This window comes from Spirosoma lituiforme, from assembly GCF_054776635.1.
This window is the reverse complement of sequence record NZ_BAAHBO010000007.1, coordinates 308,972-332,275: the sequence shown is the minus strand read 5'-3', so window position 1 is coordinate 332,275 and position 23,304 is coordinate 308,972. Positions and strand designations below refer to the sequence as shown.

The window sequence follows — 23,304 nt, the reverse complement described above, 5'->3', positions numbered from 1 at the left end:
ACCTACTTAGTCGAAACGACCAGTTCCGTAACGACCGGAATATTTGACGTGTTCTTACCCGAAACATAGAGTTTTTGCCCATTCGAAAACAGATTTCCGTAGCTGGGTAACCCGCTAAGCGTAATAGGATTTGTCGCCCATGTATCGTTAATGAGGTCATACGCATAGACCGACTGCCCTTGCAGCAGATACAGGTTGTCGCCCAGAACCGCCGAGAACACATTGCCGTAAGTACTGGACACCTCAACGGGAACATCGTTCACCGCTGTCCACGTATTCGAGGATGATGAAAAGTAAGCCATTTTTTGTCTGGCCCCCTGCCCCCCGAGCACATAAATTCGATCTTTGTAAACAGCCATTTCGCTGCTAGTCGTCGAATATAAATAGTTGGGTGAGGTAAACCATTTATCCTGACTGATGCTGTAATATTTGAAAAGAGTGCTGGGCGTCCGTCCACCAACGAAGTAAAGGTTACCGTTGTAATAAACTACGCCCGCTTCTCCCGCATTATCCCTGGCCGTTGCCGGATACGTCAACGTTGTCCAGCTGTTTGCCGATGCGGTGTATTTCGTGGCATCGTTGGCGATGTAAAAAATATTTGTTCCGTCGCTAACCAGATGACTGCTGTAGCCGCAGCCGCAAACATTAGCCGACTTGGCTAGTGCCGATGAGAAGGAATTGGCGGTTAAGTCATACCGCACAAAGAATTGAGCTTTAGCGGTATTCGACCAATTTCCAAAATAAATACCGTTCCCAACCAAAACCGATTGGATTGGATAAGCCCCTGCATCGTAGGTGCTTATTGGCACGCTAAGCTGGTTGGGCGTTAAAACGATGTCGTTGACTGTTTTTCGAGGACTGGTCGTTGAATCATCACTTTTTTTGCAACCAGCTACAAAAACAATAAATAAGCAGGCAAGGAAGGGTTTCATAAACAACATGGTTTGCAGTAATAGATTGACAGTCAAAATATTGGCAAAACAAATGTCGTCCTTGTAAACAAGTGGTTTTAGCGTAGAAGTACTGAACGTAAGCGAGGGAAACTCCGCAAAACGAGTTCTTTCACGATTCTATAATCGGCCTGTTGGCTAAATCTGGCGTAAGTAGTAGTGTAAAAGAACGCACTTTTACTGTAGTTTTACGATAAGCCCGCGTAGAGACGGAAAAACACCACTATACCAATTCCGAATAATCTTTACCTTTGCGGAACTTTGTATTAACCGGCAAGCCATGCAACCCACGCAGGACGTCCTCATTCCGGAAGTCATTCAACAGATACCGCTCACGTACTACCTGATTCTCAGTACCGCGCTTTTCGTTATCGGCATTATAGGCGTATTGACCCGGCGCAATGCGATCATCATCTTCATGTCCATTGAGCTTATGCTTAATGCGGTCAACTTATTATTAATTGCGTTTTCATCCTATCGTTCTGACTCGTCGGGTCAGGTGTTCGTCTTTTTTATCATGGCCGTAGCTGCCGCCGAAGTATCGGTTGGGTTGGCAATTATTGTTATGATTTACCGAAATACTCGTTCGATTGACGTAGGATTGCTCAATAAACTGAAATGGTAAAAGAAGATTTACAGGTTACGGTTTTCTGTTTGCAGTGGCGCGAAGCGGTTTTGTACCCAGCGAACCTGTCATTTCTGAACGCATCGCGCAACCGTAAACTCTAAATAGAGAACCATAAACAGACCTCATGAAAACAGAATTACTCTGCGCGTTAATTCCGCTCTTTCCGTTACTTGGCTTCCTTATTAATGGCCTTGGTTTTCGTCAGATACCAAAAGGGCTGGCCGGAGTACTCGCAACAGCGGCCGTGCTGGCCTCCTTCCTGCTGTCAATTTACCTGTTCAGTTCCTTCTCAGGCGATTCTCAGCCAATAGTAGCTACCCTCTTCGACTGGATCAGCGTTGGCGATTTACACATCAATTTTTCATTTCAGATCGATCAGTTGTCTCTGCTGATGCTGCTCGTCGTAACGGGCGTTGGATCGCTGATTCATCTGTACAGCATTGGCTACATGAGCCACGATGAAGGATTTGGTAAATTTATGGCCTTCCTGAATCTGTTCATATTCTTCATGCTCTTGCTGGTGATGGGGTCAAACTACGTCATCATGTTCATTGGCTGGGAGGGCGTGGGGCTCTGCTCGTACCTGCTCATTGGTTTCTGGAACAAGAACATCAGTTACAACAATGCGGCTCGTAAGGCATTTGTCATGAACCGCATCGGCGATCTGGGCTTCCTGCTGGGCATATTCATGCTCATAAACACCTTCGGCACCGTCGAATACATCGATATTTTCAAGCAGGCAACCAGTTTAGAGATAAATGATAGTACCGTGCTGATTATCACGTTGCTCCTGTTTGTGGGTGCTATGGGTAAATCGGCGCAGATTCCCCTCTATACCTGGCTACCCGACGCCATGGCTGGTCCTACACCGGTATCGGCTCTGATTCACGCGGCTACCATGGTAACGGCGGGTATTTACATGGTGGTTCGGTCGAACGTCCTTTACACACTCGCCCCACTAACGCTCGAAATAGTGGGCGGTATTGCCATTGCCACGGCTTTGCTGGCGGCTTCCATCGGCTTGCTGCAAAACGATATCAAAAAAGTACTGGCCTATTCGACGGTATCACAACTGGGCTACATGTTTCTGGGCCTGAGCGCCACGGCTTACACGGCGGGCATGTTTCACGTCATTACCCACGCTTTCTTCAAAGCGCTGCTGTTCCTGGGTGCCGGTAGTGTAATTCACGCGATGTCCGACGAGCAGGATATTCGCAAAATGGGTGGCCTTCGTAAGGCGCTGCCAATCACGTTTGTTACGTTCCTGATCGGTACCATCGCTATTTCGGGCTTGCCACCCTTTGCTGGATTCTTCTCGAAAGACGAAATTCTGGCCCATGTGTTCGAACATAATAAATTATTGTGGGCACTGGGTGTTCTAGGCTCTGGTCTGACGTCCTTCTATATGTTCCGCTTATTGTTCCTGACTTTCTTTGGTGAATTTCGGGGAACGGAGGAACAGCGTCATCATTTACACGAGTCACCACTTTCAATGACCCTGCCATTGATGGTGCTCGCCGTCCTATCGGCCATTGGTGGCGGACTTAACCTACCCGGTAATGGTTGGCTCAGTCACTTCATGGCACCTATTTTTGAGGGATCGAAGCTGGTGAACCCTGAAGCTTTTGCCGAATCAACAATTGAACACAGCACTGAGTATGTATTGATGGCTGTTTCGGCGGGAGTTGCTCTGCTGGCTCTCGTTATTGCTTACATCATGTACATTAGCCGCCAGGCCGTTCCGGCACCTGATTCCACCGAGCGGTCGTTGCCGGAGCAAGTGGTGTACAACAAATATTACGTAGACGAATTGTACGAAACGATCATTGTCCGGCCCATTCGTGGACTGGGCGATACGCTCTACAGTTTCGGTGAAGGACTTGTTGATGGCATTGTAACCGGTGTCGCCTGGCTCGTTCAAAAATTATCTGCCCAATTGCGGCTGTTACAAAGCGGCTCTATTGGCTTTTACGTACTGGCCATGGTCGTGAGTATTGTTGTCATTTTTGCCCTACGGTTCTTTATTCGGTTATAAGCCGGTTCCTGATTTGGCTTCCGGCTGATTGGTCGGTAATTGAAAACTGGATACCGAAAACTTGTTCAAGATGCTTACTCTATTTCTTATTCTTTACCCTGCCGTAGCGGCCACCCTGATTTTGCTGATTGGGGGCGAGCGAATAAAGCAGGTGGCGTTGATCGCTGCGCTGATTGAACTTGCGCTGGCTGGTTACTCCTTTTTTATTTTCAAGCCCGACGCTACATCCCAGTTTGGATTCGACTATCCGTGGATCGAGTCGCTGGGTATTCGGCTGAGCGCCGGTATTGATGGCATCAGCGTGCTGCTGGTTCTACTGACGGGCCTTCTGGTTCCGTTCATTGTTCTCTCAACCTTTGACCGTACGTATAAACAACCCGCCACATTCTACGCCCTGATGCTGTTTATGCAGGCGGCATTGATGGGCGTGTTTACGGCGCGCGATGGCTTTCTGTTTTACTTTTTCTTCGAAGCAGCCCTGATTCCGATTTACTTTCTGGCGGCCATGTGGGGCGGAGAGAACCGGATTCCCGTTACGTTCAAATTTTTCGTTTATACCATTTTTGGTAGTTTGTTCATGCTTATTGCGCTGGTGTATCTGTATTACCAGACACCAGCCGTTAACGGATCGGCTCACTCATCGGCCATTGCTGATTTCTATAAGCTCCAGCTTACACCCCAGGCACAAACCTGGCTTTTCTGGGCATTCTTCATCGCCTTCGCGATCAAAATGCCCGTGTTTCCGTTTCATACCTGGCAACCCGATACCTACGTCGAATCGCCAACGCCAGCTACCATGCTTCTGGCCGGCATCATGCTTAAAATGGGCGTTTACGGTCTGATCCGGTTTATTCTACCCGTTGTTCCGCTCGGGGTCGAGGCTTGGGGTAAAACCGCTATAATCTTGTCCGTTATCGGGATCATCTACGGAGCGATCATCGCCATTCGCCAGCGTGACATGAAACGCCTGATCGCGTATTCATCGTTTTCGCACGTTGGCCTCATGGCCGCCGGGGTGTTCTCACAGACCGAAACTGGTATGCAGGGGGCATTGGTGCAAATGCTGGCCCACGGCATCAACGTAGTCGGTTTATTCTTCGTAGCAGACATCATCTTTTCCCGAACCAATACCCGTCAGCTCGACCAGCTTGGTGGTATCACCCAGTCGACGCCCAAGTTGACCGTGTACTTCCTGATTATGCTACTGGGAAGTGTGGCATTACCGCTCACCAACGGATTCATCGGAGAGTTTTTGCTGTTGCACGGCGTTTTCACCTACAACCACTACCTGGGGCTGGCGGCCGGATTTACCATTATTTTTGGTGCTGTGTATATGCTTCGTATGTTCCAGAAGAGCATGTTCGGCCCCACATCGCCCCGTACTGAATCGTTCGCTGATCTGACCACCTCAGAAAGCTGGGTATTTATCCCGCTGGTTGTACTGGTTTTCTGGATTGGCGTTTACCCACATACATTCCTTCACGTAACCGAACCTGCCGTGGCAAACCTGATGAAATACATCGGTACAACGGCAGTGTCCATGAAATAAGAACGTTTCCGGTGAACCGGTTACGGTCGGCAAAAAAGTCAGCCCGTAAGCCATACACCGAAAACCCGGCGGGTAACCGCGTAAACTGTAAACCTATGTTTCCAATTGTTCTATTATCGGTTTTTGGCATAGTCCTGCTGTTCCTTGGCTTTATGAAGTCAAGAGCCATACTGTTGCCGGCTACCCTCTTGTTTTTGCTCATTACCCTGGCCGTCAATTTTCTCGACTGGAACAAAACCTATCTGTATTTTAACGATATGTTGCGGACCAACAATCTGGCTATGGTGTTCACCGCCATTGTCCTGTTGTCGGCTTTTCTGGTCGTTGCCCTGTCGGGTAGTCTGATTGAAGGAGAAGAATCACAGCCCGCCGAATATTACGGCATCATCTTGTTTTCTCTGGTTGGCGCCGTTATGATGGTCAGCTTCGAGAATTTAACGATGCTGTTCGTTGGGGTCGAAATTTTATCGGTGGCTATGTACGTACTGACGGGGAGCGACAAGCGTAATCTGCGTTCGAATGAAGCAGCCCTGAAGTATTTCTTAATGGGTTCCTTCACCACCGGGATCATGTTGTTTGGTATGGCGCTTCTGTACGGTGCCACCGGATCATTTACCATTGCCGGTATCGGTGCCTACGCAGCGCATCCACAAGCAGGCCTCTCGCTACTGCTGTATGTAGGCTTGCTCATGTTGCTTATTGGTTTGCTTTTCAAAGTATCGGCGGCCCCCTTCCACTTCTGGACGCCCGACGTGTATGACGGAGCACCAACGATTTTTACGGCCTTTATGTCTACGGTGGTGAAGACGGCGGGTTTCGCTGCACTGTTTCGCCTGTTGTCTGTGTCATTCATTGGCGTATATAGCTTTTGGTGGACAATTCTGGCCGTAATTACGGCGATTACTCTGGTGATCGGTAACGTTACGGCGGTTTACCAGAATAGCTTTAAGCGGATGATGTCTTATTCCAGCATCTCACACGCCGGTTATCTGCTGATTGGCCTGGCTGCTTTAGGTGCCATGACTAAACAAGCCATTGTTTTTTATTCACTCGCCTATTCTGTTGCCACGATTTCCGCATTTGGTATCTTATTACTGATCGCCCAGCAACGCAACACGCAAACGATTTCCGGTCAGGGTGTGATTGGCGAAAGTTTCGATTCCTTCAACGGACTTGCCAAGCAAAACCCATTCCTGGGATTTGCCATGACGGTGTCGATGCTGTCGCTGGCGGGGATTCCGCTGACAGCGGGTTTCTGGGGAAAGTTCTACATGTTTTCAACGGCTGTCGAACGGGGGCAGATCTGGCTGCTGGTGATTGCCGTACTAATGTCGGCGGTTGGTATCTATTATTACTTCCGGGTCATTATTGCTATGTATTTCCGCGATGGTGCCACGGAGCCCATCCGAATCGCTCCTTTCTACCGATACGTCTTGTTGGCGGCCAGCATTCTGACAATTGGATTAGGCGTGGCGCCCGGCCTTTTACAGGGACTTTTCTAGATTATATGTAACTGTTCGGCAGGCCATAGCCTAGAAAATAACTTGTTTCTGATGCTGAGTTTGTAGTTTTGGGCCATTGTTAAGCCCGGAGGCAGACAAATTCGACCAATTGTCCAGTAAAAAAGTGAACGTGAGCAGTATCGACCAGCCGAAATACAAAAGCTACAAAAGTTTTTTCTCGTTTTTTCTGACGGCTCTGCTTGGTGCGTCTGTTAATTTTTTCAGCCAGATTTTTTACCGGAAATCGTTCGATTACTCGACCAGCGTTTTTCTTGGTTATCTGACGGCTACTATCGTCAGTTTTGTACCCACCAAGCTGTTCGCCTTCTCGGCCAAGCAAACGGGTAATACAGGGCGTGAAATGATCAAGTTTGGCATCATCGCGCTGGTAGCCTGGGGTGTGCAGGTGGGTGTAGCCGTAGCCACACTGGACTGGATTGCTAATCCTTATTTTTCTAACGCAAGCACTTTCTGGCGGGAAAAGGGGTCGCATGTGGTAGGCATGGGATTTAGTTTCTTAGCCAATTATTTCGGTCACAAGCTACTAACCTTTCGTAGTACAGGCATGTACGACAGAATCCGCTTCCGTACGCTCAAGCAGGAGGAAAAGCAATATTGATACAAACAGGTTCTTCAATAAAGTCAATTACAAATGGTATTATTCTGATGATAATTGCCGTTTGTAGAGTATTAGTCAGTTGATATTTTGGATTTGCCAGGAAAAAACTATATTTGCGTCTGAAAATCTAAAAGTCACTGATAGAATGAAAAAAGTATTCGCTTTATTGTTCATTGGCAGCACGCTAACCTTCGCAGCTTGCCAGAGCAAACCTAAAACAGAAGAAACAACAACTGATTCGACCGCTGTAATGTCAACCGACACAACAACGATGGCTACGGATTCAGCGTCGACAATGGCTACCGATTCAGCTTCGACGATGTCGGCTGACACGACGAAGTAGTAAGTTCTTCTCGTCAAGATCTAAAAAAAGCCTTATTTTTATAAGGCTTTTTTGTTTTTCATTCCTTGGCAGACCCATTTACGATTTATTTCCCTCCAACCGCTGCCGCCTATTGTCGGGCGCTTTGGCAGCAGTATACATTTCTCTTCCGGATCGTTAGACCACGACAAACCAGGCTTGGCGATTTCAGGGTATTACCTAATCAGCAGATACAGATTACGGTAAATGCCAATCTCAACCCATACGCTTTTCTGATTACCTACGTGCACGAAGTAGCGCACGCCGACGTTAATCGCCAGTATAAACGGCGCGTGCAACCCCACGGCAAAGCCTGGCAAACGGCCTTTCAACGACTCATGCAGCCTTTACTGACCGAGGCTGTTTTCCCCGAAACCATCCTGCAGCCTCTTCGGCAGTATATGGTTAAACCGGCGGCTACAACCTATGCAAATCCTGCTCTGATGACCGCTTTACGTCAGGAAGATGCCACTGTTCCGGAGGCAACCGGGGAGAAAAAAATCCTGTTGAGCGATGTGCCGGAAGGACAGTCATTTCAGTTCGCAAAAAAGACCTATGTTCGGGGTATATTTCGCCGGACTCGTATCGTTTGTAAAGAAGTATCTACGGGTAGGTCTTATGCTATTCTGGCTCACGCGTGGGTAGAACTTAACGAGTCATGAGCGCCGATAACTGTATGACAAAACCTGCCGGAAGGCCAATACCATCGATCTGGGCAAAGGTCGCTCTGGTTTTAGTCATACACGGTTTACTAAACTGCACCTGTTCAACAGCCCCGGCGCAATCCGTTTTGCGGACCGGGCTCTGGGTAAAAATAGGCGTTACCCAATCCGGCGTTCACCGGCTAAGTCAATCGCAGCTTACTCAACTGAATCCGGCTTTTGCCACGGCTGACCCCAGACGTTTACGGTTGTATGGCAATGGGGGGGGCATGCTACCTCAGCCGAATGCTCGTCCTCGTCTCGCTGATTTAACGGAAAACGCCATTCAGGTAGTGGGCGAAGCCGATGGACGCTTTGATGCAAACGACGCGGTACTGTTTTTTGGCCAGAGTCCACACGTCATTCACTATGACTCAACGGCCCGTCGTTTCACGCACCAGCTGAATGTTTATTCGGACACGACGTTCTATTTCCTGACGATCGGGGATCTGCCCGGCCTGCGCATCGCCGATAAACCAGCGGGAACCTTGGGCACAACGCCTACGATCACAACCTTCAATGACTACCAGTTTCATGAACAGGATTTATTGAAAATTCCCTCTGTTCGTTCAGGGCGGGAATGGCTAGGGGAATACATGACCCTCGATACGACGCAAACGGCTTCGTTTGATGTAACCGGGATAATACCAACCGTGCCAATCCGCACAACGGCTTCGGTGGCAGCCGGGGCCACGTCGCCGACGCAGTTTCGCCTACAGGCCAATGGCCAAGCAGTTGGCATAATGCCGGTTTCAGCGATAGGTGGTTATGAGTATGATTATCAGGCTATCGCTCGTACGGACACATTCTCAACGAAATTGACGACAGCTTCCGGTACAGTTCAGTTAACACTTACGTTTCAACGAAACGGCCAATCGTCTGCGCAGGGATATCTCAATTTCCTGTCGTTGCAGACGCAACGGGAACTCCGGCAGTATACTACTCCTACTTGGGTACGTCGGTTAGCTATCGGGCAACCGACCGTTCGTCAGGCAACGACTGATTTACGAATTTGGGATGTAACCAATCCGCTTGCTCCTGCCAATCAACTCTTTACCCTATCAACCGCACAGGGGGCAGGTTGGGTAACAACTCGGGTGAGTGATTACTTCCTGTTCACCGAAGCGCAGTTTATAGCGCCCGCATCACTGGCGACGGTATTAAATCAGGACATTCGTTCGCAGGCTGCCCCTGATTTGCTCATTATAACGCCTGTTGCCTGGCGTGAACAGGCCGAACGATTAGCAAAATTCCGGCGTGACCATGATCAGCTTTCGGTACTGGTCGTAACAACCCCGCAGGTTTTTAACGAATTCGGCGCTGGTCAGCCCGATCCGACAGCTATACGGGATATGGCCAGGTATTTTTATCAGAAACAACCCACAAAATTCAGGTATCTGTTGCTGTTTGGCGATGCGACGTTCAATTACCGCAACATAGGTGGCTTGATTAGTGCTGCACAATCGGCGAACATGGTGCCGGTTTACGAAAGCCGGGAGTCGTTTCATCCGGTTCTGAGTTACTCATCGGATGATTATTTTGGCTTTATGGGGGCCGACGAAGGGGAATGGCCGGAAGATGTAAAGGGCGATTATAATATGGATATTGGCGTTGGCCGACTGCCCGTAAAGTCGGTTGATGAAGCCAGCACGGTTGTTGACAAACTGATTCGGTACAGCGCTGACCCAACGTTATCCGGCGATTGGCAAACCCGACTTATGTTTATTGCCGACGACGGCGATTACAATATTCACCAGCAGGACGCCAATCAACTGGCCAGTAGCGTGGAAAAAAATGCCCCTGCTTACCGGCCGCAGCGGGTTTTTTTGGATGATTATCCCCAGGAAACTACGAGTGGCTTCCAGAAGGCTCCCCGTGTTAATCAGCTAATTGATCAGTCAATAGCCGATGGGCAACTCATCATTAATTACAGTGGTCACGGCGGTACGCTGGTACTTGCCGACGAGCAGATTGTAACCCTCAAGGATATTCTTTCCTGGAAAAACCGTCGATTACCTCTCTTTGTCACCGCCACGTGCCAGTTCGGGCGTTACGATGATCCAAGCATTACGTCAGGTGCTGAATTGACCTTATTGAGTCGGACGGGCGGAGCCGTTGGTTTGTTGACTACTGCCCGCCCTGTATATGCCAATACGAATTTGTTGTTGAATCAGGCTTTCTATAATGCTGTTTTCGCGCCTGTTAATGGGCAGATGCCCCGCCTGGGAGACGTTATGCAGAGCACGAAAAACAACAGTTTGAGTGGACCGGTGAACCGTAATTTCGCCCTCCTCGGCGACCCGTCTATGCGGCTGGCCTACCCACAAGCCAGGGCTGTGCTTACGCAGGTGAACGGGAAAGCAGTCACCACTACCCGTTCGGATACGTTGCGGGCGTTGCAAACCGTCGAATTGTCCGGTGAAATTCAGCAACTGGAAAAGCGGATGTCGAGTTTTTCGGGCCTCCTCCGATTGACATTGTACGATAAGAAAACAACGAAAACCACCTTGGGCTCCGAAGCCGGGAGTCCTAAAATGACGTACCAGACCTTCGCCGATCCCATTTTTACGGGCCAGGTAGCTGTGCAGCAAGGCCAATTTACGGTCCGCTTTACCATGCCCAAGGATATTAATTATACGGTTGGTTTGGGAAAGCTATACCTCTATGCTGTACAGGCCGATAGTGTGCTCGACGCAGTGGGTAATTATGACGACCTGCGTATTGGGGGTAGCGTTCTTTCTGATACGATTGATAATCAACCACCTATCATAACGATGTCGGTGGCTGGAGGTACAGGTAATAGCGAACTGGTTCGGGTAACTGGTTCGGATGTAACACTGCGAGTGGGTCTGGCCGATAATAGGGGGATCAACATCGCCCGTTCTGGTCTGGGACACGAACTTATGGTTCAGCTTAATGACCAGCCAGCGGTAATTCTGAACGAAAGCTACGTTGCCACGGGTACCGATGGACGCCAGGGTGAGGTCTCATACACGTTTCGGGACGTAACACCGGGGACGTACACGATTCGGGTCAAAGCCTGGGATATTAACAATAATTCATCCGAGGGCACGTTGACCATAGTAGTTTCGGCACGTCCGGGCTTGGCAGTGACCCTATTGCGAGCTAGTCCAAACCCAGTTAGTACCCAGACTACGTTGATTGCTGAACTAAATCGCTCGGGAGAGCCGCTCGACTGGACATCGGGCATTTATGACCTGACTGGTCGACTGCTGTATCAGCAGACGGGGCAGTGTACCGATTGCGAAGCCAATCTGGTTGTTGGTAACTGGGATGGGTTAACCAAAACGGGAGAGTCTATGGCCAACGGCTTATATATTGTTCATTGCCAAGTTCGTTCGGCGGTTGATGGCACGGTCGCCAAGACAACCTGCCGATTGGTACTGGCTAAATGAATTAACTAACTTAAAGTTATCTCACTTTTTCTAATTCAACCTTTCATTGTAATTTTGACCACACGGTACTGCTAGTCTCACCATCATCAGTAGCTGTCGTTGACCAACTCACTTTATATGAAGCGCAATTTTTTCCGTCTTCTTCTCGGCGTTTGTAGTTTTTCCCCGTTCGTCGTTTCTGCCCAAGCTACAATAACCAATCTTAACGGCCAGCTAAATATTCCTACCTCAGCGGTACCTTTTCTCAACTTCACCCCCGATGCTCGTTCTGGCGCGCTGGGTGATGCTGGTGCTGCCCTGGGTGAGGTAGACGCCAACGCTATTTTCTGGAATCCATCGAAGCTGGTTTTTGCCAAACAGGATAAAGGAGCCTCGCTTTCGTACACACCCTGGTTGCGTAACCTGATCGGTGATATGTATTATACCTACCTGAGCGGTTACTCAAAAGTGGGTAAAAACTCCGTAGTAGGTGGCTCGCTGATGTATTTTGACCTGGGTACGGTCGATTTTACAACGGCTACGGGCGTAGCGGCCGGTACGTTTAATTCGCGTGAGTATGCCGTCACCGCTACGTTTGCCCAGCGCCTTTCGCAAAATTTCTCCCTGGCTGTCGATCTTAAATACCTTAGCTCAAACCTGGCGGCTGGTAGCAGTAACCAGGGTCTGAAACCCGGCTCAACCGCAGCGGCCGACATTAGTGCTTATTACCAGAACGAAGCGCGTGATAACGCGACCGGCAAAGGAATTGGCTGGGCTTTTGGTGGTATGATCTCCAACCTGGGTGGCCGGGTCAACTACGGTGGAACCCAGAGTTACTTCATCCCGACAAACCTTCGGTTAGGAACCCGGCTGACCATTTTTGCCGATCAGTACAACAAATTCAACTTTGTACTGGACGGAAATAAACTAATGGTACCAACGCCTAACTTTCAGACCGTTAATGGGGTAACAACCAACGTGAATGCCAACAAGAACTACTTCAGTTCAGTATTCGGTTCGTTTGCCGATGCGCCTGGTGGCTTTGGCGAGGAGCTGAAAGAAGTGACATTGTCTACCGGTGTCGAATACTGGTATAATGATCAGTTTGCGGCACGGGTTGGTTATTTTAACGAATCGAATGCCAAAGGGGGGCGTAAGTATGTAACAACCGGTATTGGCCTGAAATTACAGCAACGGTTTGGCGTAGACTTTTCTTACCTGCTTCCCGTTAAGCAAGGTAGCCCGCTATCGGAGACCTTCCGGATATCACTATTGTTAAGTCTGAATAAAGGCAGCCGCATCGACGGAGATGATGAAGCCTATTCAGACGATTCCAACAACTAAATAAAAGAGCGAACGGATAAGAGAGCGAAAGAGTGACTAACAGGCGCAAGCTTTAATCATTCTTTCGCTCTCTCATTCGTTCGCTCTTTTTAACGTATGACTCTCGATAGAAAACAGGCACCTGCCTTTCAGGCCATTCAGCAAATACAGTTACCGGCCGTTCAGTCGCACCGTCTCGACAACGGCATTCCACTGCACGTTATCGCCGTTGCGCACCAGCCAGTTCTGCGTCTGGAGTGCGTATTTAATGCCGGTACCTGGTACGAGCAGACACCGGGCAGCGCTTTTTTTACGATGAAGATGCTGTCCGAAGGAACGCCGTCGCGCTCATCGGCCCAAATTAATCAATATATCGACCGCTACGGCGCGTTTCTGGAGTTGAACTCCGGACCCGATCGGGCCAGCGTGGTCGTTTACTGCCTGACAAAGTTTCTGCCGGATTTGCTGCCGCTCCTTCGTGAGATGTTGACCGAACCGGCTTTTCCGCAAAAAGAGCTGGACGACCTGCGTAACATCACCCTTCAGAATCTGCGTGTCAATTACGAGAAGAATGCCTATCTAGCGGGGGTACTTTTTCGGGAAGTACTTTTTGGGGCCAATCATCCCTACGGGCGTAGCCAGCGGCCGGAATCGGTTGAAAACCTTACCCGGCAGGATGTTACCGGATTTTTTGACCGGGTGGTCCACAATCGGTCATTTCAAATCGTACTGGCCGGGCAGGTGACGGAAAACGAAGTAGTTGCGGTTAACCGGGAGTTGGGACAAATGGCTATTCGTACGGATGAACTGGTATCGTTTGACGGGACTCTTCAGCCCAATGATCGATCAGCTGTACTCGCCGAAAAGCCCGAGAGTATTCAGTCGTCCATACGCATGGGCCGTCAGCTCTTCACCCGGTCGCATCCGGACTTCTTCAAAATGCTCGTGACCAACGAAGTGTTGGGTGGTTATTTCGGATCGCGATTAATGAAAAATATTCGTGAAGAAAAGGGCTTCACGTATGGGATCTCGTCGAACATGCCTTCGTTCCGCCGGGATGGCTATTTTCTGATTGGTACTGATGTCAATAAAGAAAATACGCAGCAGACGCTGGACGAGATTCGTAAGGAGATTAGTCTCCTCCAGACGGAGCCTGTGTCGCTGGATGAACTGGAAACGGTTCAGAACTACATGGCTGGCGAATTTGTCGGATCGCTCAACACACCTTTCGAAATTGCGGATCGCTACAAAGTGATTTTGCTGGACGGAATGCCCGCTGATTTTCTGACGACTTACATTCAGAAAGTCCGGGCTGTATCGCCAGCAGACATTATGGAAATGGCCAGTCGTTATTTAGCCCCTGATGATCTGCGCGAGGTGATAGTTGGTGGTAAATAAGGCCTTATGTCCTGATTTACTGAAATTTATTTACTACCACAGTTGTTTCATAGGTTAAAAACATTGACCGTCTAATAACAATATGTTAATTTTGGCCTCGCCTTTCAGTTGCGGGGCGGTTGTGACAAATCGGTCAATCCATTTATCCAGCAATAACTTATTCATTTGTTGATGAACATCCTTATCATTAGCATTACAGTGATCGTGGCCTACCTGCTGGGCTCAATACCTACGGCTGTTTGGTATGGACAGGGATTCTTTGGCATTGATATTCGTAAGTTTGGCAGCGGTAATGCGGGTGCTACGAATACCTTTAGGGTACTTGGTAAACGGGCAGGTACAATCGTTATGCTCGTTGACGTTCTGAAAGGATACACTGCTGCCGTTCTCTCATCCCTATTGTGGTATGCGGATGTGATCACCGATACTGAAATTCTGACATTTAAAATTGTTTTCGGTCTGGTCGCTGTAATTGGCCATTTATACCCCGTTTTTGCCGGTTTCAAAGGCGGAAAAGGCGTAGCTACTTTGCTGGGAATGATACTGGCTACCCACCCCGAAATGGCGGTTGTCTGCATTGGTATCTTCTTACTGGTCGTTATCGCATCCCAATACGTATCGCTGGGGTCGATTCTGGCCGCTCTGGCTTTTCCGGTTCTGCTGTTGCTCCGCATCTTTGGTCAGAAGGAAAGCCCTTTGCTTATCGTTTTCGGCTTTGTTGTTTTCTTACTGGTTGTACTCACGCACCAGAAAAACATTGGCCGGTTGCTGCGTGGTCAGGAGACCCGTACTGTCCTGATTCGGTTACGCAAAAAGCGGTAAACAGCAAAACGATTTCCAACAACATCGACGCCCCGACGTTGCGCAAAAAGTGCGTAACTTCGGGGCGAACTTTTTGCGATGCATGAGCGGAGATACGCTTATCGCGCATAAATCATACATCCTGTATTCTACAGCTTACTTCGCATGACGACATACCTTGAAGCCAACAAACAGCGGTTTTTGGACGAATTGCTGGAACTGCTCCGCATTCCATCGGTCTCGGCCGACTCTACCTTTAAAGGCGATGTTCGCCGGGCGGCCGAATTTGTGAAAGAGAAATTACAGGCTGCTGGTCTGGATAACGCTCAACTTTTTGAAACACCGGGTCACCCAATTGTTTACGCGGAGAAGCTTGTCGACCCTGCCAAGCCTACGGTGCTGGTGTATGGACATTACGATGTCCAGCCTGCCGACCCTTACGAACTCTGGCATACGCCCCCTTTTGAACCGACAATTCGGGATGGGCGGATTTACGCCCGCGGAGCCTGCGATGACAAGGGTCAGTTTTACATGCACGTGAAGGCCATTGAGGCTATGGTTGCAACGGATGGGCTGCCGTGCAATGTGAAAGTGATGATCGAAGGTGAAGAAGAAGTTGGCTCAGATCATCTGGGTATTTTTGTTGCCCAGCATCGGGATATGCTGAAAGCGGACGTCATTCTGGTGTCGGATACGAGCATAATATCGAACGATACCCCTTCGCTGGAAACGGGCCTGCGCGGCCTTTCCTACGTAGAAGTGCAGGTAACAGGCGCTAACCGCGACCTGCATTCGGGCGTGTACGGGGGCGGAGTTGCGAATCCGATCAACGTGTTGTGCGATATGATTGCGTCCCTCCACGATGAAAACGGCAAAATAACCATTCCCGGCTTTTACGATAACGTGGCCGACCTGAGTGATGCCGAACGGGCTGAACTGGCGAAAGCGCCCTTTGACCTAGCTGAGTACCAGCGCGATCTGGGCATTAACGATGTGATGGGCGAAGCGGGTTATTCGACCAATGAGCGAACCTCTATTCGACCAACGCTCGACGTAAATGGTATTTGGGGAGGCTACATCGGCGAGGGTGCCAAGACCGTATTGCCCTCCAAAGCATCGGCCAAAATCAGTATGCGCCTGGTACCCAACCAAACCCCCGACGAGATCACGGAGTTGTTCACGAGACACTTCACTTCTATCGCGCCAGCCGGTGTTACCGTTACTGTTACCCCGCACCACGGTGGCATGCCTTACGTTACGCCCGTTGATTCCATTGAATTCGAAGCGGCTAGTAAGGCGTTTGAAGATGCCTGGGGGAAAAAGCCAATTCCAACGCGGGGTGGTGGCAGTATTCCGATTATGGCTCTTTTCGAGCAGGAACTCGGGATTAAATCAATCCTGATGGGCTTCGGACTGGACAGTGATGCCCTGCATTCACCGAATGAAAGCTACGGACTGTTCAATTTTTATAAGGGTATCGAAACCATCCCTTACTTCTACAAACATTACGCTCAACTCAAACAGTAATCTATTTCCTTGGCTAGCTTTAGCTTACCCATTAACTCCGATTTTTTCTTTATGAGACAAACGCTGTCGGTTCTTTTACTGAGTACCCTGTTTGGCGCAGGAGCGCTGGCGCAAACGCCCACCACGCCCCCTGCCCGCGTTCTGACACCTGCCGAGCAGCGGCAAAAGGAAAAAATAGATCGGGAAGTTCAGCGCGAACGCCAGATTCGGGCTGAGTGGTTGCAAAAGCAACGCGAATACGAAGCCAGACAAGCGGAGAAAGAACGTCAGCGGGCCGCCAAAAAAGCAGGTAAGGTTGTTGATCCGCCCGCTGCTGCACCAGCTGCCAATCAGCCAACAACGAGCGCCCCGGCACCAACTGTAGCCGAGCCGACACGAAAGGAAAAGCGCGAACAGCGTAAGCGAGAGGCTGCTTCTGCCCCCGCCAACGTGCCCGCTGTCGATCCCGTCACTTCGCCAACACCGCCTGCCGAAGCGCCCGCGGCTGCCCCTCGTCCAGAACGGGTTAAACGGGAGAAAAAGCCTAAGCCGGTCAGCGTAGAGACATTAGCCGTGGAAAATAATCGTGACGCAAGTGTTGTTCGGCCAGGGCGGGAATTTCTGCCTAAAGGACACCTGTTCGACCCAATCTTGCTAGACCCCTTGGAAGCGCAGACCTACGGGAGCGTGTTGCCCGGCTACTGGACGGAGGGGAAGAAATACAAAGGAAGTATCGTTCCGTTTGCGTTTGGGTTTGCCAAGCCATTCTACCGTCGCTCAACCGACGCCACACACGCTGAAGAATGGGTACTTGACTTAGCGTCTTTCACCCAATTTGAGGCTTATCACGACGATGCTGCTGATAAAGCACGTCGGCAAATCATGAATACGGATTATAAGATCAGTATCATATACAACGTTCGCCGGGGTGAAAACAATTACCGGTTTCGGGTTTACCACATATCTTCGCACTTGGGCGACGACTACATCTACCGGAACAGAATAACAGCTCCTTCACCTAATTCGGTCAACTATGAGCAGTTGGATGCAACTTACAGCCGCATGGTTAACAACTGGCGTTTGTATGGCGGGTTGGGTGTCGTACTTCGGAAATCGGAGGAACGTAAGCTGTTGAGTGCGCAGTTCGGTGCATTCTACAAGAGGCCATCGGCTAGCGCAGCTCGTCTGGTAGGTGGAGTAGATATTAAGTTCTGGCAACAAACGGATTTCCGGCCCGGTATTCATGGCGGCATTGGCATTGAGTTAGGTCGAACACAAAACAACCTGACCTTTTTGTTGGAAGGCTACTCGGGTTTTCGACCTTACAGCCAGTTTGAGCAACAACAAACGTCGTGGATAGGCATTGGTCTTTACCTGAACCCGTTTTAATAAGGATACATGACGTATAATGTATGGTATATAAGGTATGATACAGTCCGTCTGGATATATCGTACATCCTACGTCGTGCATTATACCTTATCTATTAAACATAAATACATGAGTTTATCTGCATTAACGGCGATTTCGCCAGTCGATGGTCGCTACCGGTCACAAGTAGACGCGCTGGCTCCCTATTTTTCTGAACTAGGCTTGATTCATTACCGTGTTCGTATTGAGATCGAGTATTTCATTGCGCTTTGTGAGTGGCAGGTTCCACAACTGGCGGGTGTCGATTCGTCGCAGTTTCCCGCCTTACGGTCGCTCTACGAAAACTTCACGGAGACTGATGCATTGCGTATCAAGGAAATCGAGAAAACGACGAACCACGATGTTAAAGCGGTTGAATACTTTATAAAGGAAAAGCTGGAAGGCTCACCCGTTGAGCCCTTTCTGGAGTTTGTCCACTTTGGCCTGACATCGCAGGATATTAACAATACCGCCATTCCATTGCTGCTGAGCGATGCGCTTGATAATGAGATCGTTCCGCTTTACCGAGATGTGTTCATGCGCTTGCAGGTATTGGCCGAGCAGTGGAAAGACATTCCGATGCTGGCCCGTACCCACGGGCAACCCGCATCACCAACCCGTCTGGGAAAAGAACTTCTTGTCTTTGTGGAGCGGATCGAGAAGCAACTTCAGCTTTTGTCCGGCATCCCGACGGCCGCTAAGTTTGGGGGGGCAACGGGCAATTTCAACGCCCATACGGTGGCGTATCCCAACGATGACTGGAAGAAATTCGGGGATACATTCGTTGAAAGCCTGGGAATGGTTCGTAGTCAGTTTACGACCCAGATTGAGCATTACGACATGCTGGCAGCTACGCTCGATGCATTCAAGCGCCTGAATACGATCCTAATCGACCTCGATCGTGACGTTTGGACGTATGTATCCATGAACTACTTCAAACAGAAGCTGAAGGAAGGAGAGGTCGGTTCATCGGCGATGCCACACAAGGTCAATCCCATTGATTTTGAGAATTCAGAAGGGAATCTGGGTATTGCCAACGCGTTGTTCGAACACCTGTCGGGCAAGCTCCCCATCTCCCGACTTCAGCGCGACCTGACTGATTCGACGGTATTGCGAAGCATTGGGGTTCCGTTTGCTCATTCGGTTATCGCTCTGAAATCGTTGTTGAAAGGACTAAACAAACTGGAGTTAAATCCTGACGCCATTGCGGCTGACCTCGAAGAAAACTGGGCTGTTGTTGCTGAAGGCATTCAGACTATTCTTCGTCGTGAAGGGTATCCCAAGCCTTACGAAGCACTCAAAGCCCTGACCCGTACAAACCAGAAGATTACGGCCCAAACGATCAGCCAGTTTATTGATGAATTGAACGTATCTAATTCGGTAAAAGCCGAGTTGCGTGCCATTACACCGTTCACTTACACAGGGGTGTAAAATACGTATGTCCAGGCTACCGATAAAGCGGCTACTGTATCGGTCAGCCTGGACATACATCATCTTTAGACTATTACCCTTTCGATAGCTCCGTTGAGCGGGTTTGTGCCGCTTTTATACCGGCAACGAGGGTATCGGCTAAACCACCGCTTTCGAACTCGCGTAAAGCCGCTTCGGTCGTGCCCCCCTTCGAGGCTACTGCCTTAATGAGTTCATCAAGCGATTTATCGGCAGTGTTGATGAGGTGATAAGCACCCAGCATGGTCTGTTTGACCAGCAAAGCCGATACGGCATCATCGAAACCCATTTGCTTACCCGCATCAATCATGGCTTTCACCACGAAATAGAAATAAGCGGGACCACTGCCGCTGAGCGCCGTTACGGCGTCGAGCATGGATTCATCTTCCAGAAATATAGACCGGCCAGTTGCATTAATCAGGTTTTCAACCCGGCGCAAACTACTCGAATCAACCTCTTTGGCAGCCGTAAATCCGGTGATTCCCATACCCAGCATAGCGGGCGTATTGGGCATGGCCCGAATAACCAGCGGATGCCCTAGTTTCTCCTGGATCTGCGCAATGGGGATACCCGCCATAATCGACAGCACAATCTGTGAGGGCTGAATAACGTTTCGGAGGGCTTCATGAACGCTGTTGAAATCCTGCGGCTTAACCGATAGAATGATCAGATCCGTTTCACCGATATGGGGGCCAATGGTATCGACAACGACGCCCGCTTTTTCATTTTTAAGCGCTTCCGAGCGATCGGCGCTTTTTTCAATCAGAAGCAGGTTTTCTTTCTTTACCAGATCGTATTGCAAAAACGATTTAGCGAAAGCCATGCCCATATTCCCACAACCAACAATAGCAATTTTCATGTGTGAACTAACTTGCCGTTAACCTATTGACCACCTTTCAAAATTTCTTCTAACTTCTGTTCCAGGGCCTCCCCCCGCAGGTTTTTGGCAATAATTTTCCCGTCTTTGTCAAGCAGAAAGGTAGCCGGAATAGCCTGAACGCCGTATTGCTGCGCAGCAGCCGATTGCCAGAATTTCAAGTCTGAAACGTGCGTCCAGGTGAGGTTGTCATTCCGAATGGCTTTTGTCCAGTTGGCTTTTGCCTGATCGAGCGAGACGCTGTAAATGGCGAAACCCTTGTCTTTGAACTTATTGTACATCCGAACCACGTTTGGGTTCTCGGCCCGGCAAGGACCACACCAGGATGCCCAAAAGTCGATCAGGACGTATTTGCCGCGTAACGATGATAGCGGAACCGGTTTTCCCGTTGTGTCGTTCAGAGCAATTTCGGGCGCCGACGCTCCAACGGATACCCCTTTGATCCGGGCAACCCGACCAATTAATGATTTGGCGTGTGGGCTATTGGGATTCTCTTTCTCGAACCGTTGTGCCAAAGATTCGTACGTAGCGAAATCGCTTTCGATGTTGATAAAATTCAGCGCAAACAAAGAAACCAGCGACGTTCCCATTTCGGGGAGCATCGCTTTTACTTTACTGACAACATCCTGCTCAGCGGCCTGGTAAGCCTGTTCAATTTGCGTGATGCGCTTATTGTCTTTTTTCTCGGTGGCTGCGGCTACTTCTTTGTTCCATTTTTTTACTTTCTCTTCCATCCCGGTACGAAGCGCCATTAGCTTTTCGTAATATTCTACGTTTTTGGAACCCGTAACGGTTGCTTTACCGATCTGGCCAGTTTTAGCGTCCATCACGAAGCCATCAGCAACTACATTCAACGTTTCGCCCCCCTCTACCAGCAGGGCCATTTTCTGATTGCCGCCCACGTTCAGCACGAAGACTTCGCCACCATCAGCCACCTTACTGTTCAGCGTAAACATATTACCCGCCGTCACTTTGGCCGAGTCAATTTTGTGCGTCGGCTGCGAGTTCGTTTCCAGATAAACGTAGCTGCCCGGCGTAGCTTTATTGACTTTGCCCGTTACCGTAAATGGCTTGGTGGTCTGGGCGTTAGCGGTCAGGCTCAACGCAACCAAACTGGCTACACTAAACAATAAATTTTTCATATTTTTTGTAAGGTCTTTGCTAATAACTCATTCACCAGTTTGGGGTCAGCCGATCCTTTCGATTTTTTCATCACTTCACCAACAAACAAGCCCAGCAGGTTCTTTTTGCCTTTTCGGTATTGCTCTACCTTGTCGGGCCAGGCCGCCAGTACCTCTTCTACCAACGTTTGCAGCGCGTCTGTATTGCGATTTTGTTCCAGACCATTTGCTTTGGCAATAGCCGCAGGCTCTGCGTCCGGCTGGCCAATCATCAGGGCAAATACCTGTTGGGCAGCCGTTTGACTAATCGTACCTTTGTCGACCAGGTTGATCAGATCGGCCAATTGTTCGGCTGAAACCGGAAACTGACGATCACGCATATTCTTTTCCGTAAGCTGACCTTTCACCGGACCCATGATCCAGTTCGAGGCTGCTTTATAGTTGGTCGTATGGCCGCAAACAGCTTCATAATAATCGGCCAGTTCCCGGGCATCAGTCAACAGAGCCGCATCGTAGTCCGGAAGACCATACACGGTTGTAAATTTGTGATAGACTGCGGCTGGCAGCATCGGCATAGCTGCCTGAACGTCAGCCAGCCACGCATCCGAAATAACGACAGGCGTTAAATCCGGATCAGGAAAATACCGATAGTCATTCATCGTTTCTTTTTCGCGCATGGCGTAACTCAGGCCAGTGGCTGCATCGAACGTACGTGTTTCCTGCACAATGCGCCCGTTCGTTTCGGTTAGTTCGACCTGCCGCAAAAATTCACTGTCCACTGCCCGCATCACATTTCGGATCGAGTTCAGGTTTTTTACTTCAACCTTCGTGCCTAAATGCGTAGCCCCCTTCGGCCGAATGGACACATTTACGTCGCAGCGCAGCGAGCCTTCTTCCATGTTGCCATCGCAAATGTCCAGGTACCGAACCAATCGGCGGACTTCGGTCAAGTATTGGCCCGCTTCGTCGGCAGTGTGAATGCAGGGGTCGGTTACCATTTCGATGAGGGGCGTTCCGGCGCGGTTGTAGTCCAACTGCGTTGCCCAGTCGTTGCCGTCGTGGATGGATTTGCCAGCGTCCTCTTCGAGATGGATGTGGTGAATCTGAATTGTGGTCTGGTACGGTTCACCCGTAACGGGATCTTTTACATGAACCAGAATCCCCCCGCCAACGCAGATCGGCCCCTTGTCCTGCGACAGTTGGTATCCTTTCGGCAGGTCGGGATAAAAATAATTTTTACGGGCAAATACGTTATGACGCGTGATTGAGCTGCCGCAGGCCAGGCCCATCCGAATGGCATAATCAATGGCCTTGCGATTTAGTTTGGGCAATGTGCCGGGGTGCCCTAACGTGATGACACTGATGTTGGTGTTCGGCTCGGCTCCGAACGCGTTGGCATCGGCCGCAAAAATTTTGCTCTGCGTGAGCAACTGACAGTGTACTTCCAGCCCAATAACCGCTTCGTATTGAGACAGAACCTCCGGCGAAATAAGCACTTGGTTCACCATTGACAAGACCTAAATAAGTTTAGGCAAAGATAGGCAGAAATTAAACAGAGCCTTGACGATAGCCAGCTTTAGCCTAACGAGCCAAAACTACCAAACAATAAATAGACAGGATAGTAAGTGGCCAATCGGATAAACCTGTAGTCTAAAATCCAGTAACATCAACCCACCAACCC

18 protein-coding genes are annotated in these 23,304 nt (G+C 49.6%); 14 read left to right on the top strand and 4 right to left on the bottom strand.

The features are described from left to right. Window positions 1-2 precede the first annotated feature (2 nt). Window positions 3-932, bottom strand: a complete 930-nt coding sequence (locus ACYU87_RS22190) for a Kelch repeat-containing protein (RefSeq protein ID WP_461136291.1) — start codon at window positions 930-932, stop codon at window positions 3-5. A 298-nt stretch (window positions 933-1,230) separates the two neighbouring features. On the opposite strand from ACYU87_RS22190, the gene nuoK reads away from it, so the two are divergent. From nuoK to purB, 14 genes are all read left to right on the top strand, one after another. Further along, window positions 1,231-1,575, top strand: a complete 345-nt coding sequence (gene nuoK, locus ACYU87_RS22185; protein ID WP_046577146.1) for an NADH-quinone oxidoreductase subunit NuoK — start codon at window positions 1,231-1,233, stop codon at window positions 1,573-1,575. 127 nt (window positions 1,576-1,702) lie between these two features. Further along, window positions 1,703-3,613: an NADH-quinone oxidoreductase subunit L gene (gene nuoL, locus ACYU87_RS22180; RefSeq protein WP_461136290.1), complete on the top strand. Its 1,911-nt coding sequence runs from the start codon at window positions 1,703-1,705 to the stop codon at window positions 3,611-3,613. A gap of 70 nt (window positions 3,614-3,683) precedes the next feature. Further along, the gene (locus ACYU87_RS22175) at window positions 3,684-5,162 is read left to right on the top strand and encodes a complex I subunit 4 family protein (protein WP_461136289.1); all 1,479 of its coding nucleotides are present in this window, start codon (window positions 3,684-3,686) and stop codon (window positions 5,160-5,162) included. A 95-nt stretch (window positions 5,163-5,257) separates the two neighbouring features. Continuing rightward, entirely contained in the window at window positions 5,258-6,664 is a 1,407-nt protein-coding gene (locus ACYU87_RS22170; protein ID WP_461136288.1) for an NADH-quinone oxidoreductase subunit N, read from the top strand. A gap of 109 nt (window positions 6,665-6,773) precedes the next feature. After that, on the top strand, window positions 6,774-7,283 hold the full coding sequence (locus ACYU87_RS22165; RefSeq protein WP_461136287.1) for a GtrA family protein: 510 nt from the start codon (window positions 6,774-6,776) through the stop codon (window positions 7,281-7,283). Between the two features lie 145 nt (window positions 7,284-7,428). Next, window positions 7,429-7,626 (top strand): hypothetical protein, encoded by a 198-nt coding sequence (locus ACYU87_RS22160; RefSeq protein WP_461136286.1) that lies wholly within the window; start codon window positions 7,429-7,431, stop codon window positions 7,624-7,626. A 65-nt stretch (window positions 7,627-7,691) separates the two neighbouring features. Further along, window positions 7,692-8,306 (top strand): sprT domain-containing protein, encoded by a 615-nt coding sequence (locus ACYU87_RS22155; RefSeq protein WP_461136285.1) that lies wholly within the window; start codon window positions 7,692-7,694, stop codon window positions 8,304-8,306. Window positions 8,307-8,320: 14 nt separating this feature from the next. Next, the gene (gene porU, locus ACYU87_RS22150; RefSeq protein WP_461136284.1) at window positions 8,321-11,761 is read left to right on the top strand and encodes a type IX secretion system sortase PorU; all 3,441 of its coding nucleotides are present in this window, start codon (window positions 8,321-8,323) and stop codon (window positions 11,759-11,761) included. 117 nt (window positions 11,762-11,878) lie between these two features. Beyond that, window positions 11,879-13,084, top strand: coding sequence for a type IX secretion system outer membrane channel protein PorV (gene porV / locus ACYU87_RS22145; protein ID WP_461136283.1), 1,206 nt, complete (start codon window positions 11,879-11,881; stop codon window positions 13,082-13,084). A gap of 96 nt (window positions 13,085-13,180) precedes the next feature. Continuing rightward, on the top strand, window positions 13,181-14,461 hold the full coding sequence (locus ACYU87_RS22140) for a M16 family metallopeptidase (RefSeq protein ID WP_461136282.1): 1,281 nt from the start codon (window positions 13,181-13,183) through the stop codon (window positions 14,459-14,461). Window positions 14,462-14,632: 171 nt separating this feature from the next. Beyond that, window positions 14,633-15,283, top strand: a complete 651-nt coding sequence (gene plsY, locus ACYU87_RS22135) for a glycerol-3-phosphate 1-O-acyltransferase PlsY (protein WP_461136281.1) — start codon at window positions 14,633-14,635, stop codon at window positions 15,281-15,283. A 144-nt stretch (window positions 15,284-15,427) separates the two neighbouring features. Further along, window positions 15,428-16,789, top strand: coding sequence for a dipeptidase (locus ACYU87_RS22130; RefSeq protein ID WP_461136280.1), 1,362 nt, complete (start codon window positions 15,428-15,430; stop codon window positions 16,787-16,789). A 51-nt stretch (window positions 16,790-16,840) separates the two neighbouring features. Further along, window positions 16,841-18,157: a DUF1207 domain-containing protein gene (locus ACYU87_RS22125; RefSeq protein ID WP_461136279.1), complete on the top strand. Its 1,317-nt coding sequence runs from the start codon at window positions 16,841-16,843 to the stop codon at window positions 18,155-18,157. 109 nt (window positions 18,158-18,266) lie between these two features. Beyond that, window positions 18,267-19,607 carry an adenylosuccinate lyase gene (gene purB / locus ACYU87_RS22120; RefSeq protein WP_461136278.1) on the top strand — a complete coding sequence of 447 codons (1,341 nt, stop codon included), beginning with the start codon at window positions 18,267-18,269 and terminating at the stop codon, window positions 19,605-19,607. Window positions 19,608-19,680: 73 nt separating this feature from the next. Here purB and proC read toward each other — a convergent pair whose 3' ends face one another. Genes proC through gatB form a run of 3 tightly spaced genes read right to left on the bottom strand, consistent with a single transcriptional unit; the run spans window position 19,681 to window position 23,131 of the window. Next, the gene (gene proC / locus ACYU87_RS22115; RefSeq protein ID WP_461136277.1) at window positions 19,681-20,484 is read right to left on the bottom strand and encodes a pyrroline-5-carboxylate reductase; all 804 of its coding nucleotides are present in this window, start codon (window positions 20,482-20,484) and stop codon (window positions 19,681-19,683) included. Window positions 20,485-20,507: 23 nt separating this feature from the next. Beyond that, entirely contained in the window at window positions 20,508-21,644 is a 1,137-nt protein-coding gene (locus tag ACYU87_RS22110) for a redoxin domain-containing protein (protein WP_461136276.1), read from the bottom strand. Further along, on the bottom strand, window positions 21,641-23,131 hold the full coding sequence (gene gatB / locus ACYU87_RS22105; RefSeq protein ID WP_461136275.1) for an Asp-tRNA(Asn)/Glu-tRNA(Gln) amidotransferase subunit GatB: 1,491 nt from the start codon (window positions 23,129-23,131) through the stop codon (window positions 21,641-21,643). Before gatB ends, ACYU87_RS22110 begins: the two co-directional genes overlap by 4 nt. Between the last annotated feature and the right edge of the window lie 173 nt (window positions 23,132-23,304).

Bases quoted from the DNA above. Each gene is read 5' to 3' on its own strand.
- ACYU87_RS22190 (WP_461136291.1), bottom strand. From the start codon at position 932: ATGAAACCCTTCCTTGCCTGCTTATTTATTGTTTTTGTAGCTGGTTGC.
- gatB (WP_461136275.1), bottom strand. From the start codon at position 23,131: ATGGTGAACCAAGTGCTTATTTCGCCGGAGGTTCTGTCTCAATACGAA.
- porV (WP_461136283.1), top strand. From the start codon at position 11,879: ATGAAGCGCAATTTTTTCCGTCTTCTTCTCGGCGTTTGTAGTTTTTCC.
- ACYU87_RS22130 (WP_461136280.1), top strand. From the start codon at position 15,428: ATGACGACATACCTTGAAGCCAACAAACAGCGGTTTTTGGACGAATTG.
- ACYU87_RS22160 (WP_461136286.1), top strand. From the start codon at position 7,429: ATGAAAAAAGTATTCGCTTTATTGTTCATTGGCAGCACGCTAACCTTC.
- nuoL (WP_461136290.1), top strand. From the start codon at position 1,703: ATGAAAACAGAATTACTCTGCGCGTTAATTCCGCTCTTTCCGTTACTT.
- ACYU87_RS22125 (WP_461136279.1), top strand. From the start codon at position 16,841: ATGAGACAAACGCTGTCGGTTCTTTTACTGAGTACCCTGTTTGGCGCA.
- nuoK (WP_046577146.1), top strand. From the start codon at position 1,231: ATGCAACCCACGCAGGACGTCCTCATTCCGGAAGTCATTCAACAGATA.
- ACYU87_RS22175 (WP_461136289.1), top strand. From the start codon at position 3,684: ATGCTTACTCTATTTCTTATTCTTTACCCTGCCGTAGCGGCCACCCTG.
- ACYU87_RS22170 (WP_461136288.1), top strand. From the start codon at position 5,258: ATGTTTCCAATTGTTCTATTATCGGTTTTTGGCATAGTCCTGCTGTTC.
- purB (WP_461136278.1), top strand. From the start codon at position 18,267: ATGAGTTTATCTGCATTAACGGCGATTTCGCCAGTCGATGGTCGCTAC.
- plsY (WP_461136281.1), top strand. From the start codon at position 14,633: ATGAACATCCTTATCATTAGCATTACAGTGATCGTGGCCTACCTGCTG.
- proC (WP_461136277.1), bottom strand. From the start codon at position 20,484: ATGAAAATTGCTATTGTTGGTTGTGGGAATATGGGCATGGCTTTCGCT.
- ACYU87_RS22110 (WP_461136276.1), bottom strand. From the start codon at position 21,644: ATGAAAAATTTATTGTTTAGTGTAGCCAGTTTGGTTGCGTTGAGCCTG.
- ACYU87_RS22140 (WP_461136282.1), top strand. From the start codon at position 13,181: ATGACTCTCGATAGAAAACAGGCACCTGCCTTTCAGGCCATTCAGCAA.
- porU (WP_461136284.1), top strand. From the start codon at position 8,321: ATGACAAAACCTGCCGGAAGGCCAATACCATCGATCTGGGCAAAGGTC.